The sequence below is a fragment of the Arthrobacter sp. SlRoot2-15 genome (genome assembly GCF_059739345.1).
In genome coordinates this window covers 3,369,625-3,382,409 of record NZ_AP046058.1, presented here as the reverse complement: position 1 = coordinate 3,382,409, position 12,785 = coordinate 3,369,625, and the positions used below count along the sequence as shown (strand labels likewise).

At 69.2% G+C, this 12,785-nt stretch carries 12 protein-coding genes, 2 tRNA genes and 1 riboswitch; all 14 genes read right to left on the bottom strand.

Annotated features, from left to right (window positions below; all coding sequences use genetic code 11):
* Window positions 1–145 precede the first annotated feature (145 nt).
* Window positions 146–1,300: a class I SAM-dependent methyltransferase gene (locus tag AC6I9V_RS15705; protein ID WP_497900062.1), complete on the bottom strand. Its 1,155-nt coding sequence runs from the start codon at window positions 1,298–1,300 to the stop codon at window positions 146–148.
* A gap of 9 nt (window positions 1,301–1,309) precedes the next feature.
* The gene (locus AC6I9V_RS15700; protein WP_497900061.1) at window positions 1,310–2,446 is read right to left on the bottom strand and encodes an NAD(P)-binding domain-containing protein; all 1,137 of its coding nucleotides are present in this window, start codon (window positions 2,444–2,446) and stop codon (window positions 1,310–1,312) included.
* 63 nt (window positions 2,447–2,509) lie between these two features.
* A tRNA-Ala gene (locus tag AC6I9V_RS15695) sits at window positions 2,510–2,582 on the bottom strand.
* 186 nt (window positions 2,583–2,768) lie between these two features.
* Window positions 2,769–2,841 (bottom strand) — tRNA-Ala (locus AC6I9V_RS15690).
* Between the two features lie 117 nt (window positions 2,842–2,958).
* Window positions 2,959–3,360: a ribosome silencing factor gene (rsfS, locus tag AC6I9V_RS15685; RefSeq protein ID WP_497900060.1), complete on the bottom strand. Its 402-nt coding sequence runs from the start codon at window positions 3,358–3,360 to the stop codon at window positions 2,959–2,961.
* A 121-nt stretch (window positions 3,361–3,481) separates the two neighbouring features.
* On the bottom strand, window positions 3,482–4,762 hold the full coding sequence (locus AC6I9V_RS15680; RefSeq protein ID WP_497900059.1) for a hypothetical protein: 1,281 nt from the start codon (window positions 4,760–4,762) through the stop codon (window positions 3,482–3,484).
* Window positions 4,763–4,769: 7 nt separating this feature from the next.
* A complete protein-coding gene (gene nadD / locus AC6I9V_RS15675) occupies window positions 4,770–5,399 on the bottom strand; it encodes a nicotinate-nucleotide adenylyltransferase (protein ID WP_497900332.1) in 630 nt (209 codons plus the stop codon).
* Window positions 5,400–5,454: 55 nt separating this feature from the next.
* The gene (locus AC6I9V_RS15670; protein WP_138769100.1) at window positions 5,455–5,688 is read right to left on the bottom strand and encodes a hypothetical protein; all 234 of its coding nucleotides are present in this window, start codon (window positions 5,686–5,688) and stop codon (window positions 5,455–5,457) included.
* 134 nt (window positions 5,689–5,822) lie between these two features.
* On the bottom strand, window positions 5,823–7,157 hold the full coding sequence (locus AC6I9V_RS15665; protein WP_497900058.1) for a glutamate-5-semialdehyde dehydrogenase: 1,335 nt from the start codon (window positions 7,155–7,157) through the stop codon (window positions 5,823–5,825).
* A 26-nt stretch (window positions 7,158–7,183) separates the two neighbouring features.
* Window positions 7,184–8,335, bottom strand: coding sequence for a glutamate 5-kinase (proB, locus tag AC6I9V_RS15660; RefSeq protein ID WP_497900057.1), 1,152 nt, complete (start codon window positions 8,333–8,335; stop codon window positions 7,184–7,186).
* Window positions 8,325–9,914 carry a GTPase ObgE gene (obgE, locus tag AC6I9V_RS15655; RefSeq protein WP_497900056.1) on the bottom strand — a complete coding sequence of 530 codons (1,590 nt, stop codon included), beginning with the start codon at window positions 9,912–9,914 and terminating at the stop codon, window positions 8,325–8,327. Before obgE ends, proB begins: the two co-directional genes overlap by 11 nt.
* A gap of 114 nt (window positions 9,915–10,028) precedes the next feature.
* A complete protein-coding gene (gene rpmA / locus AC6I9V_RS15650; RefSeq protein ID WP_009372867.1) occupies window positions 10,029–10,292 on the bottom strand; it encodes a 50S ribosomal protein L27 in 264 nt (87 codons plus the stop codon).
* 61 nt (window positions 10,293–10,353) lie between these two features.
* Entirely contained in the window at window positions 10,354–10,662 is a 309-nt protein-coding gene (gene rplU / locus AC6I9V_RS15645) for a 50S ribosomal protein L21 (protein WP_138770443.1), read from the bottom strand.
* A gap of 366 nt (window positions 10,663–11,028) precedes the next feature.
* Window positions 11,029–12,597: a bifunctional hydroxymethylpyrimidine kinase/phosphomethylpyrimidine kinase gene (locus tag AC6I9V_RS15640; RefSeq protein ID WP_497900331.1), complete on the bottom strand. Its 1,569-nt coding sequence runs from the start codon at window positions 12,595–12,597 to the stop codon at window positions 11,029–11,031.
* Window positions 12,598–12,646: 49 nt separating this feature from the next.
* Window positions 12,647–12,744, bottom strand: a riboswitch (TPP riboswitch).
* Window positions 12,745–12,785: the final 41 nt, after the last annotated feature.

Here is a 12,785-nt window from a genome sequence, read left to right as displayed (position 1 = left end):
GTCACTGATACCTCTAAACGTCTTCGGCCAAGCACTGCTGATTCCAGAATCGTACGTTACCCGCGGCCCCGAGCCCCATAGAGCGGCTTCACAGTCGGGCGGTTTTCTGGCGGTCAGCCCGGCGCTGCCGCCAGCGCGGTCTGGGCTACGGCCTGCGGACGCTCGCGGTGACGGTGAATTTCGCGTTGCGGCCCACCTGGCGGGTGGGCCCGACCAGCCGTTCCAGCGCCGGCCGGTAGTGCAGGTGGCTGTTGAACACGGTCCAGAGTTCGCCGCCGGGGGCCAGGACCCGGGCGGCGGCTTCGATCAGCTTGAGTCCTGCCCCGGCGTGCACGGCGGATCCGAGGTGGAAGGGCGGGTTGAGCAGGACCAGGCCGGCGCCGGCGTCGGGCAGGGTGCTCATGGCGTCGTCCTGCAGCACGTCGATCCGGGCGTCGAGGCCGTTGGCACGGGCAGTTTCCCGGGCCGATTCGACGGCGGCCCCGGACCTGTCGGTGGCCGTGACACGGGCGCCCGGGTGGCTTCGGGCGTACATGGCCGCGAGGATTCCCGTGCCGCAGCCCAGGTCGACGGCGCGGCCGACGTTGGGCATCTCCGGCAGGAATCCCAGCAGGAAGCGGGTGCCGATGTCCAGCCCCGTGCCGGCAAACACGGCGCCCCGGGCGCAGACGGTGAGGTCTAGCTCGGCGTTGCGCTCGGCGACCGGGAAGGGTGGGGTGGCGCCGACCGCCTTGGCGGCGCGGGCGAGCAGGACCCGGGATTTTTGCCGCGCCAGCTGCGGCTGCACCTCGCCGAAGTAGCGTTCCAGCACCGCGTTCATGCCCAGGCTCATGTGCTTGACCCGGCCGCCGGCCAGCAGCACCACACCGGGCGCGGCGTGCCGGGCGACGGCGTCGGCGATCTCCTCGAGTTCGGCGAGGGACCTGGGCAGCTGCAGCAGCACCAGTCCGGCGCCGTCCACCGCGGCGTCCAGCGTGAGCTGGTCGAAGCCGTCAGTGATCCCCACGAGTTCGGCGTTGTGGCGCAGCGCGCGTTCGCCGGTGACCAGGTCCTCGTGTACGCGGACCGCGCCCGCCTGCGTGCCCCGCCCGCCCAGCGCCAGCAGGCCGAGGGTCAGCGCACCGTACCGGTCGCCGACGACGGCGGTCGTGGCGCCGGGTGCGATGACACCGGCGGCCTGTAGCTCGGCCGCGGTGTCCAGCAGCAGCCTGTCGGTGGCGTCCCAGGCCTGCAGGTTGGCGGCCTCGACATCAGGGAACCGCCGCAGCCGGGGGAAGAGTTGTTCGAGCGTATTTTGCACCGTTTTACGTTATCCCGAACCGGACAGCAGTTTGACGATCCCGGCCACGGCGGCCCGGCCTGCGCGGTTGGCCCCGATGGTGGATGAGGAGGGGCCGTAACCCACCAAGTGCACCCGGGGTTCCGCGGCGACCTGCGTTCCGTCCATCGCGATGCCGCCGCCGGGCCCGCGCAGGTGCAGCGGTGCGAGGTGCTCCAGCTCGGCCCGGAAGCCGGTGGCCCAAAGGATGACGTCGGCGGCCAGGAAACTGCCGTCCGCGAGCCGCACTCCCCCGGGTTCGATGCCGGTGAACATGGGGTTGCGCCGGAGCACACCGCGCTCGGCGGCGGCGCGCAAGGTTGGGGTCCAGATCAGGCCGGTGACGGCGACGACGCTCTGCGGCGGCAGTCCCTGCCGGACCCGCTCTTCGACGAGGGCGACGGCGTCGTGGCCGGCCTGCCGGTCGAAGGCGGCGTCGCGCCAGACGGGTTCACGCCGGGTGAACCAGGTGGTGGTGGTGACGTGGGAAATTTCCTCGAGCAGGCCGACGGCGGAGATGCCCCCGCCTACCACGAGCACGTGCTGGCCGCGGAACTCCTCGGCCGAGACGTAGTCCGCCACATGCAGCTGCCGTCCGTGGAAGCTGGACTGGCCCGGGTAGATCGGCCAAAACGGACGGGTCCAGGTGCCGGTGGCATTGATCACGCCCCGCGCTGACCAGGCGCCAACGGAGGTGGCAACACGCAGCCGTCCGGCCGGATTGCCGTCCTCGCGGCTGACCGAGCGCACCTTCACGGGGCGCCGGATGGCCAGACCCAGCTCGGTCTCGTAGTCGCCGAAGTAGCGGCTCAGGAAGCTTGAGCTCGCCTCCTGCGGGTCCACCGAGGGCTGCGGGATGCCGGGGAGGTCGCTGATGCCGTTCACGGTGGCCATCAGCAGGCTCTTCCACCGGTGGCGCCAGGCGCCTCCGGGACCGTCCTCGGCGTCGAGCACCACATAGCTAAGCGGGCCCGCGGCGCTGCCGCCGTTGTAGTCGGCGCCCTGGTCGGCACCCTGGTCGGCGTCGTCAGCCGGGACGAAACCGCGGCGCTGCAGGTGGTAGGCGGCGGACAGTCCGGCCTGCCCCGCACCAATGACCACAACGTCGGCCAGGCGCACTTCGTTCACGGTCCCATCCTAGGTGAGGGTTAAACCAGCAGGGTCCCGCTCATTGAGCGGGACCCTGTTCGGTGGAGCTGAGGGGACTCGAACCCCTGACCCCCTGCATGCCATGCAGGTGCGCTACCAGCTGCGCCACAGCCCCGAACTTGCCGCTGATCCCGCCGGCCGAAGGCCGGTTCGATCAAGCAACCTGATTAGCTTAATCTACATTTGCCCGTGACGCTAATCGGGGCGCGGCGCGTCGTGCAGCGCGCCACCGCCGGCGTCCTGGCGCCGGCCGGGCACAAAAAAATCCGCCGGAATCTTTCGATTCCGGCGGATCATCCGGTGGAGCTGAGGGGACTCGAACCCCTGACCCCCTGCATGCCATGCAGGTGCGCTACCAGCTGCGCCACAGCCCCGAATTTTCGCTGCTCCGATTTCGTTCTCCCCGAAGCAACTCAAATATCTTAGATCAGCACTTCTGAAAATTCCAAATCGGGCATATTCAGGCTCTGGCGCTGCGGCGGCCGGGCCGGCTACTCGGTTTCGGTGGCCGCGCCGGCCTTTGCCGAGGCGTCGTCGCCGAGCTGCAGGTCAACCACCGGGCAGTCCTTCCAGAGGCGCTCCAGGGCGTAGAACACGCGGTCCTCTTCGTGCTGGACGTGGATCACGACGTCGGCGTAGTCCAGCAGCACCCAGCGTCCGCCGGAGCGTCCCTCGCGGCGGACCGGCTTGAGGTCGAACTTGGACAGTTCATCCTCGATGCCGTCGACGATCGCGTTGACCTGGCGCTCGGACGGGGCCGAGGCGATCAGGAACACGTCCGCCAGGGCGAGCCGTTCGCTGACGTCGAGGGCCACAATGTCCTCGGCCAATTTTTCCGATGCCGCACGGGCGGCGTGGCGGGCTGTGGCGATGGATGAATCGGTTGCAGTCACGGGACTCCTTGGTGAAATTGGAAATTCTTGAGATGTAGAAACTTTTAGACGGGGCAGCTGAACGGTCCGTAAGCGCTGCCTGGCGGACCGGCGCGGCATGGGGTCGTTGCGGGGTTGGCGGCTAGTGGGCCATTCCGGTGATGATCAGGATGATTCCGGCGATGAGCGCGAGCACGCCCAGGGCCAGGACGCCGAGCTGGAGGGCCCGCAGGCGCTGTGCCCTGCCCAGTCCGGCTGTGGCGGCGTCAAGCGGATCCAGCCCGTAGGCGGCGTTGGCAGCCACGGGCGGCCGGGCCGCGAAGTCCTCCTCGGTTACCGGGGCGTCTGGAACCGGCTGGGCGGCCGACACGGCCGGCCGGGTACCCGCCTGCGCGGCAGCCTCCGCCCGGGCCAAAACGCCTGCCCGGCCTTTCACCGGTCCGGCATCCCGCAGCCGGGACAGGCCCGGACGGCGAGAGGTTTTCGGCTGGACCTTGGGGCTGGAGTTGGTGGCGACCGGCACGTGTGACGTGGCAGGGCGCTTCATCACCGGCCGTTCGACGCCGGGAACCTCGACGAATTCCAGCGGAGTGACCATGGCGAGGTTGCTCGCCGTCGAGGGATCGTTGCGCTGCGGCGGCTGGCTGTTCTGTTCGGCCAGCTTCTGCTTGGCCGCGGCCCGCCGGTTGAGCACGGCGGCACGCTCGGCCAGGGCGATCTGCTCGGCCAGCACCTCCGGATTGACGGCATCGGGGTCCGTAGCGGCGATGTGCTCCATCTTCGCCACCTGGTTACGGGCCTGCGCGGCAAGGAGCTCACGCGCGGCCAGCGCCTGCTCGACGCTCATGCCTTCCGGCAGCTTCCCGCCGGGGCCGGGAACGCCGCCGTCGGGGTCGGCATCCTGCGTAGCCGGGGCGGCCTGGACCCCCGGTGCAGCGGCAGCCGGCGCGACGACGGGGTGCGAGCGGGTCCGCGGCGAGGGCATCGGGACAATGGGGTTGGCCGAGGTGGCAGGGGCCGTCTCTTCGGCAAGCTGCTGGAGGCGGAGCTGGCGGCGCGTGGGCGGCCCGCCGGGGGAAAGCTGGCCTTCCTTCTCGGCGAGCTCCTTGATGGTGCGCAGGGCCGCGCGGTCGCGGGCGCGGATCTGGGACGAGCGCTGGGCAGCCGAAGTGGTCCGGACCGAGTCCACCGGGCCGGGGATCCGGCGGCGGCCGGTGGTTTCGGCCTCGGTCGGCTCCTCGGGCCGCTCGGAGAAGGCAGGGTTCGCGCTGTCCTGTGCCGTACCGGAGCCGGCTCCGCCGGCGCTCTCCGGGGCAGGCGTAACAGCACCGGCGGCGCCGGCGCCGGGGTCCACGTCCTGGCGTTCATCCCTGGCCAGGCGCAATTCGCGGCGGCTGCGGATGGGAGGCTGTTCCTGACTCATTGAAGGCTCATTCGGTGCTGGCGGTTTGGTTTACTTCTTGGACGGGGCGGAACTCCTGGCTGTCCGGCTGGGGATCGGGCCGGCCGTCGTACAGGTCGTACTTGGCAATGTACTGGACCACGCCGTCGGGCACGAGGTACCAGACGGGGTTTCCCGCAGCGACGCGTGCCCTGCAGTCCGTGGAGGAAATCGCCATGGCAGGCACTTCCAGCAGGCTGACGTCGTCGCGGCCCATGCCGTCCAGCACGTGCCCCGGGCGCGTCACCCCAACGAAGTGTGCGAGCGACCACAGCTCGTCGATGTCCTTCCAGGACAGGATCTGGGCCAGCGCGTCGGCGCCGGTGATGAAGAACAGGTCCGCGTCCGGGCGCAGCGTACGGAGGTCCCGCAGGGTGTCGATGGTATAGGTGGGGCCGGGCCGGTCGACGTCGACCCGGCTGACGGTGAAGCGCGGGTTCGACGCGGTGGCGATGACGGTCATGAGGTACCGGTGTTCGGCCTCGCTGACTTTTTTGCTGCTCTTCTGCCAGGGCTGCCCGGTGGGCACAAACACCACTTCGTCGAGGCCGAACTTCGCCGCGACCTCACTGGCCGCGACGAGGTGGCCGTGATGGATCGGATCAAACGTGCCGCCCATCACACCCAGCCGCAGGCGGCGCGTTGCGCCGTGCTGCTTCACCGTGGCGGAAATATTAGTGGCCCTGGCCGTGGTCGTGCTTGTTCGGGTGCTGGCGGTGCGGGTCCGCGTGCTCCTCGACGGCTTCGTGGCGGTTGCCGAGGTTGCCGTAGGACAGCGTGATGAACATCAGGACCAGCAGGATCACAAACATGGTGCCACCGATAACGAACGGCGGCGCAATGAGCGGCGCGAGTTCTTCGTGTTCGCCGGCCGCGGCGATGGATGTGGCGATCTGCTGCAACAGCATGTTCTCCCCTAGTGAGTTCACAATTTATGACGGTTTTACGGCAGGTTTACGACGGGTTCACGACTGATTTACGTCTGATTTACGTCGTGGAAAGGTCCCGCCGTTCCTGGCTTCCCTTCCATGTTACCGCGTTGCTATGCCCGGATCTGGCCTTCGCCCTGCACGATCCACTTCGTGGTGGTGAGCTCGGTCAAACCCATCGGGCCGCGGGCATGCAGTTTCTGCGTCGAAATGCCCACCTCGGCGCCCAGGCCCAGCTCGCCGCCGTCGGTGAACCGCGTGGAGGCGTTCACGATCACGGCCGCGGAATCGATCTCGGCGATGAAGCGCTCCGCGTTGGCAAGATCGTTGGTGAGGATCGCCTCGGTGTGCCCGGTGGACCAGGTGCGGATGTGCTGCACCGCCTCGTCCAGGCTGTCCACCATGGCCACGGCCAGGTCGAGATCCATGTATTCGGTGGCCCAATCCGCCTCGGTGGCGGCAACGGACTCCACCCCGGGGCCGAGCGCGGCCCGGATCCGTTCGTCCGTGTGGAGGGTGACGCCGGCGGCCCGCAGGGCGGCGGCGACGGCGGGCAGCACGGTGGAACCGGAGTGGACCAGCAGGGTCTCGACGGTGTTGCAGACGCTGGGGCGCTGGGTCTTGGCGTTGAGCAGGATCTCGACGGCCATCTCCTCGTCCGCCGAGGCGTCGAGGAAGATGTGGACGTTGCCTTCGCCGGTTTCGATGACGGGCACCGAGGAGTTCAGCACCACGGTCTGGATAAGTTCGCGTCCACCGCGGGGAATCAGCACGTCCACCCGGCCGCGGGCCCGCATCAGGACATTCGCACCCTCGCGGCCGAACTCGTCGACGCTCTGGACCGCATCCGCGGGCAGCCCCACCGAGTCCAGTGCCTCGCGGAGCAGACTGACCAGCGCGGCGTTTGTGGCGGCGGCGGCGCTGCCGCCGCGCAGGATGACGGCGTTGCCGCTTTTGAGCGCCAGCCCGGCAATATCGACGGTGACGTTGGGACGCGCCTCGTAGATCGCGGCAACCACGCCCATCGGCACGTTGACCTGGCGCAGCCGCAGCCCGTTCGGGAGGGTCTGGCCGCGGACCACGTTGCCCACCGGGTCGGGGAGGTTGGCGAGGTTTTCCAGGGCGGCGGCGAGGGCCTGGACCCGCGCGTCCGTGAGGGTGAGACGGTCCAGCAGCGCGGACGAGGTGCCGTTGGCGCGGCCGGCCGCGACGTCCTTGGCGTTGGCGGCCAGAATCCGGTCCTTGTGTTCCAGCAGCGCGGCGCCGACGGCGCGCAGGCCGCGGTCCTTCCACGCCCGGTTGGCGCGTGCCATCCGGCGGGAGGCCACCCGGGACCGGTCGGCGATGGCGTGCACGGCGGCTTCGACGTCCGTTGCGGCCGACGGGACGCCTTCGGCGGGCGCGTCGTGAACCGGCAGGTCGGGGTGCGAAGTCAGGGCCTCAGTCATGCTCCAAGTTTAGGCGAGCAGCGGGCTTAGACCAGCACCAGGTCGTCAACATGAACAACTTCACGGTCATACCCGCGCCCCAGAGCCTTGCCGAGTTCACGGGTGGAACGGCCCAGCATCTGCGGCAGCTCGGCGGCTCCGTAGTTCACGAGGCCGCGGGCGATCACGGTCCCGTCGGTGCCGACGATCTCGACGGCGTCGCCCGCTTCGAAGTCGCCGTGCACGGCGGAGATCCCGGCCGGCAGCAGCGAGGTGTGGCGGTCCCGGACGGCCCGGACGGCGCCGTCGTCGAGCACCAGGGTGCCCTGCACGGAGGCCAGGTGGGCGAGCCAGAGCAGCCGGATGGGCTTGCGGGCGCCGTTGACCGAGAACCAGGTGCCCACGTCCTCCCCCGCCAGTGCGGCGGCGGCGTTCGCGGTGGAGGTCACGAGGGCGTGGATTCCGGAACCGGCGGCGATGGAGGCGGCCTCGACCTTGGTGACCATGCCGCCGGTGCCGACCCCGGCCTTGCCGGTGCTGCCGATCGAGACGCCTTCGAGGTCGCGGGGGCCGGCGACGTGGGCGATCCGCTTGGCACCGTGCGAGTGCGGGCCGTCGTAGAGGGAATCGACGTCGGAGAGCAGCACGAGCGCGTCGGCGCGGACCAGGTGCGCCACCAGGGCCGCGAGCCGGTCGTTGTCGCCGAAGCGGATCTCATGGGTGGCGACCGTGTCGTTTTCGTTGACCACCGGGACCACCCCGAGGTTGAGCAGCCGGTCCAGCGCGCGGAAGGCGTTGGTGTGCTGGCTGCGCCGCATGAAGTCGTCGGCGGTGAGCAGCACCTGGCTGACCGTGACCCCGTGAGCGCCAAAGGCGTGGGTGTAACGGGCCATCAGGAGCCCCTGGCCCACGCTCGCGGCGGCCTGCTGGGTGGCGAGGTCGCGGGGGCGCTTGTCCAGGCCCAGCGGCGCCAGCCCGGCGGCGATCGCCCCCGAGGAGACGAGGATGATTTCGGTGCCGGCGTTGCGTTTGTGCGCGAGGGCGTCGGCGAGGTCGGTCAGGGCTTCCTCGGCGATGCCGCCGCGGATGGACGTCAGCGAGGAGGAGCCGACCTTGACCACGATCCGGCGGGCGCCGGAGAGCACGGCGCGGCTGGGCGACCCGGCTGCGGCCGCCGCGGCGACAGCGTTACTCGTCATCGGCTTCGCCGAGTCCACTCTCCTTGAGCGGCTGCCGGGCACGGCGGGCACTGACCGATTCGGTCCAGATGCCGGCCTTGCGCTCGGCTTCGAGCTCGGCCCGGGCGGCGGCCTTGGCGTCGCGGCGCTCCTGCTGGTCCTCGCGCTTCTGGCCGCGGGTGGGGCGGTCGCCGATGTCGGCGAAGCGCACGTCGGTGCCGCGCGGGGATGCCAGCAGTTCGGCACCGGCCATCATGGTCGGCTCCCAGTCGAAGACAACGCCGTCGTCCTCGCCGATGACGACCATGTCACCCGGCTTGGCGCCCTGCTTGAAGAGTTCGTTTTCGACGCCGAGCTTGGCGAGGCGGTCGGCGAGGTAGCCGATGGCCTCCTCGTTGGTGAAGTCGGTCTGCTTGACCCAGCGCACCGGCTTCTCGCCGAGGACGCGGAACAGCGGCTCGAGGTTTTTCTCCTCGCGGCGGATGGTGAATCCGGACTCGTTGACGGCGCGGGGCCGCAGCACGGGGGCCTGGACCTTGGGCTGCGATGCGGCGACGGCGTCGCGGGCGGCCTTGACGATCTCCGCCATGGCGAAGCCCAGCTGGCGGAGGCCCTCATGGCTGGTGGCCGAGATTTCGAAAACCTTGTAACCGCGCTTTTCGAGTTCCGGGCGGACGAATTCGGCCATGTCCTTGCCGTCGGGCAGGTCCACCTTGTTCAGGGCGACCAGGCGCGGGCGGTGGTTCAGCGGCACGACTTCGCCGTCGGTGCCGGCGTAGCTCATGTCCACGGCGTACTTTTCGAGCTCTGCCTCGATCACGGCCAGGTCCGAGAGCGGGTCGCGGTCCGATTCCAGCGTGCCGCAGTCCAGCACGTGCACCAGCGCGGCGCAGCGTTCGACGTGGCGGAGGAAGTGGTGGCCCAGGCCCTTGCCTTCGCTGGCGCCCTCGATCAGGCCCGGGACGTCGGCAATGGTGAAGCGCACGTCGCCGGCCTGGACGACACCGAGGTTGGGGATCAGGGTGGTGAAGGGGTAGTCGGCAATCTTGGGCCGCGCCGCGGACATGGCCGCGATCAGGCTGGACTTGCCGGCGGAGGGGAACCCGACCAGGGCGATGTCAGCGATGGACTTCAGTTCCAGGACGATGTCGCTGGATTCGCCTTCGATACCGAGCAGGGCGAAGCCGGGGGCACGGCGCTTTTGCGAGGACAGCGCAGCGTTACCGAGGCCGCCGATGCCGCCGGCCGCGGCGATGAATTCGGTGCCTTCACCCACCATGTCGGCCAGTACGGTGCCGTCCTTGCTCTTGACGACGGTGCCTTCGGGAACGGGCAGGACCAGGGTCTCGCCGTTTTTGCCGCCGCGCCAGTCCCCCATGCCGGGGCCGCCGTTGGTGGCGTGCCGGTGCGGGGCGTGGTGGTAGTCGAGCAGGGTGGTGGTCTGGGGGTCCACGCGCAGGATGACGTCGCCGCCGTTGCCGCCGTTGCCGCCGTCGGGGCCGCCAAGTGGCTTGAACTTTTCGCGGTGGACGGAGACACAGCCGTGGCCGCCGGTACCGCCGGATACGTGCAGTACTACCCGGTCTACAAAGCTCGCCACGTGGATCTCCTCAGTGCTGTTCCTCGGGTCCCAGGGGCCCAAGATGATTGTAATGCGGTTAAAACACCGGTGGAGCGGACCTATTGGCCCGCCCCACCGATTTAGAACTTGTTGTTACTCTGCAGCTGCAGCAGCCACGATGTTCACAACGCGACGACCACGGCGGGTGCCGAACTCGACAGCACCGGGGGTCAGGGCGAACAGGGTGTCGTCGCCGCCGCGGCCGACGCCGGCGCCCGGGTGGAAGTGGGTGCCGCGCTGGCGGACGATGATCTCGCCGGCGGAAACTACCTGGCCGCCGAAGCGCTTGACGCCGAGGTACTGGGCGTTGGAGTCACGACCGTTGCGAGTGGAGCTCGCGCCTTTTTTATGTGCCATTTGGAATGCCTGCCTTCAAAAATTCTGGGGAAACTGTTGGAACCTGATCAGTAACGGGGAGTTACTTGATACCGGTGATCTTGACCTTGGTCAGTTCCTGACGGTGACCCTGGCGCTTCTTGTAACCGGTCTTGTTCTTGAACTTCTGGATAACGATCTTGGGACCACGGAGGTCTTCCAGGATCTCAGCCGTAACCGTTACCTTGGCCAGGTCCTTGGCTGCAGTCGTGACCTTGTCACCGTCCACCAGGAGCAGTGCGGGCAACTCAAAGGTGCTGCCGGCTCCACCGGGGACGCGGTTCAGGGTAACGAAGTCTCCAACGGAAACCTTCTCTTGGCGGCCGCCTGCGCGGACAATCGCGTACACCACTGGGGAACTCACTTCTCTCGACGTTTATTACTAGATTTGCGTGCGGAACCTGGTGCCAAAGTCTTTGGACCGGCTCACGCTGTGCCTCAACGCCGGTGGATTCCCCGGGGGAACCCATGAGCTATCCCGTGGAAAGTCCTGCCCGCAGTGCGGGTGAACAGTTCCTCAAGGTCATAACCCAAGTGTTGGCGTAAGCACCGAAGATCTAGACTACGCTAATTTTGCCTTCGGCCGCAAACGAGGCCGGTCCCGGCGGTAGTGCGTGACGGACGCCACACACTGTCCCCGAGGGGCCAAAGTGGTGGCATCGCAGCGACTTCCGGAACCGCGCCCCACCATCGTACCGGCCGCATCCCGCCGGGCCGCTCAGGCGTGCAACCTCGGCGCGTCGAAGAACTCCACCTCGTACCGGCAGGACTGCCCGAAGGCGAGGACCATGGCGCTGCGCTCGGCCTCGGAACCCCGGCGGGCCGCCGCGTCCGTGTATCTGATCGCCTGCCGGGTCGACTCCGCGAAGGCCTCGTCGGCGTAGGTGCGCAGCCAGTCCGCGTAGGGGTGACCCACCGGGGCGCCGGCGCCAAGGAACTCCCGGTGCAAGGCGGCGCCCACCTCGGCGTAGAGCCAGAAGCACGGCAGCGCCGCGGCCACCAGCACGCCGTAGCTGCCGGCGAGTGAAGCCGCGTGCAGATGGTCCACGTACGCCTTGGTGACCGGTCCCGGCGATCCCGCCGCTGCCCGGCCGCCCAGCCAGTTCCGATGCAGCTCGGATTCCACTTCGAGGCACTGCTGCGCCGAACGGGACCAGAACAGCTGTTCGGCTTCCGACGGCGCAAGGGCGGCCGCGCGCGACAGCACCCGGGAGTAGCCGTTGAGGTAGAGGGCGTCCTGGCCGAGGTAGTAGGCGAACTCGCGTTCGGGCAGGGACCCGTCCGCGAGGCCGCGGATGAAGTCCAGGGCGTAGATCGCGTCCAGCCCGCCAGCGGCGTGCCCGTCGAGGACCGCGGCGAAGTCCCCCTCGCGGGCGAAGGACGGCGCGGACGGCGAACCGCCCTGCTGCAGGTGGTGGAAATGGTGCACCGGACCGTTGCCGCGTCCGACGTCGAGGCGCCCGGCCTCCCGCAGCGCGCCCAGCAGCCACGGCTTGGCCTCACGCAGCGACGCCTCCCAGTCCCCCGTCCGGACTTGCACCGTGGCCAGCGCCGAGGACAGCGAGCAGCCGGTGCCGTGGCTGTTGCGGGTGGCGATCCGCTCGCCCGGCACCACCACCGTCTCCGCACCAAGCAGTCCTCCGGTGTTGACGAGCGCGTCCGGGCATCCTGCGTCGGCGTCGTCGTCGGCGCCGGTGTCCTGGAGGTGGCCGCCCTTGACCAGGACGGTGGAGCCGGTCAGCGCCGCGAGCCGTTTGCCCTGGTCCAGCGCCTCGTCCCAGTCCGCGGTGGGTTCTTCGCCGAGCAGCATGGCCAGTTCCGCCAGGTTGGGGGTGATGAGGTCCGCGAGCGGGAGCAGGGCCTGCAGGGCTGTCTCGGCCGATTCCTGTAGCAGCCGGTCGCCGCTGGTGGCCACCATCACCGGGTCCAGGACCACGACGGCGGGGCGGACCCGCTCGAGCCAGGACCGGACAGCGTCGATCACGACGGCGTCGCCGAGCATGCCGATCTTGACGGCGTCGATGGTGATGTCCTCGCTGATGGCGTCCAGCTGGGCGGTGAGGAAGGACGCCGGCGGGACGTGGACGGACCGGACGCCCTGGGTGTTCTGGGCCGTCAGCGCGGTAATGGCCGCCATGCCGTAGCCGCCATGCGCGGCGATGCTCTTCAGGTCCGCCTGGATGCCGGCGCCGCCGGAGGGGTCCGAGCCCGCAATGGCGAGGACCCGCGGAATCGTCGGCAGAACGGGTTCGCCGGGGGCGGCAGACGGGAACGTGGACTGCAGGATGGACGCGGGCCGGTCCGGTCCTGCCGGCTCGGTTGAGGCAGGTTGGGTCGATGAAATCAAGAGACATCCCTTCGCCGGTGCTAACCAGACAGGTTCAACGGGTCTGGATCTCAGCCGGCTCGTTGCGCGGCACCCCGTGTCAGTCCCCCAGCCTAGCGGTCCGTGCCAGGCTCTGTCCGCACCGCTGC

What these genes read in the sequence shown, in the direction of transcription:
- AC6I9V_RS15680 (WP_497900059.1), bottom strand. Translation starts at nt 4,762, where the DNA reads ATGAGTCAGGAACAGCCTCCCATCCGCAGCCGCCGCGAATTGCGCCTG.
- nadD (WP_497900332.1), bottom strand. Translation starts at nt 5,399, where the DNA reads ATGGGCGGCACGTTTGATCCGATCCATCACGGCCACCTCGTCGCGGCC.
- AC6I9V_RS15670 (WP_138769100.1), bottom strand. Translation starts at nt 5,688, where the DNA reads ATGCTGTTGCAGCAGATCGCCACATCCATCGCCGCGGCCGGCGAACAC.
- AC6I9V_RS15665 (WP_497900058.1), bottom strand. Translation starts at nt 7,157, where the DNA reads ATGACTGAGGCCCTGACTTCGCACCCCGACCTGCCGGTTCACGACGCG.
- proB (WP_497900057.1), bottom strand. Translation starts at nt 8,335, where the DNA reads ATGACGAGTAACGCTGTCGCCGCGGCGGCCGCAGCCGGGTCGCCCAGC.
- rpmA (WP_009372867.1), bottom strand. Translation starts at nt 10,292, where the DNA reads ATGGCACATAAAAAAGGCGCGAGCTCCACTCGCAACGGTCGTGACTCC.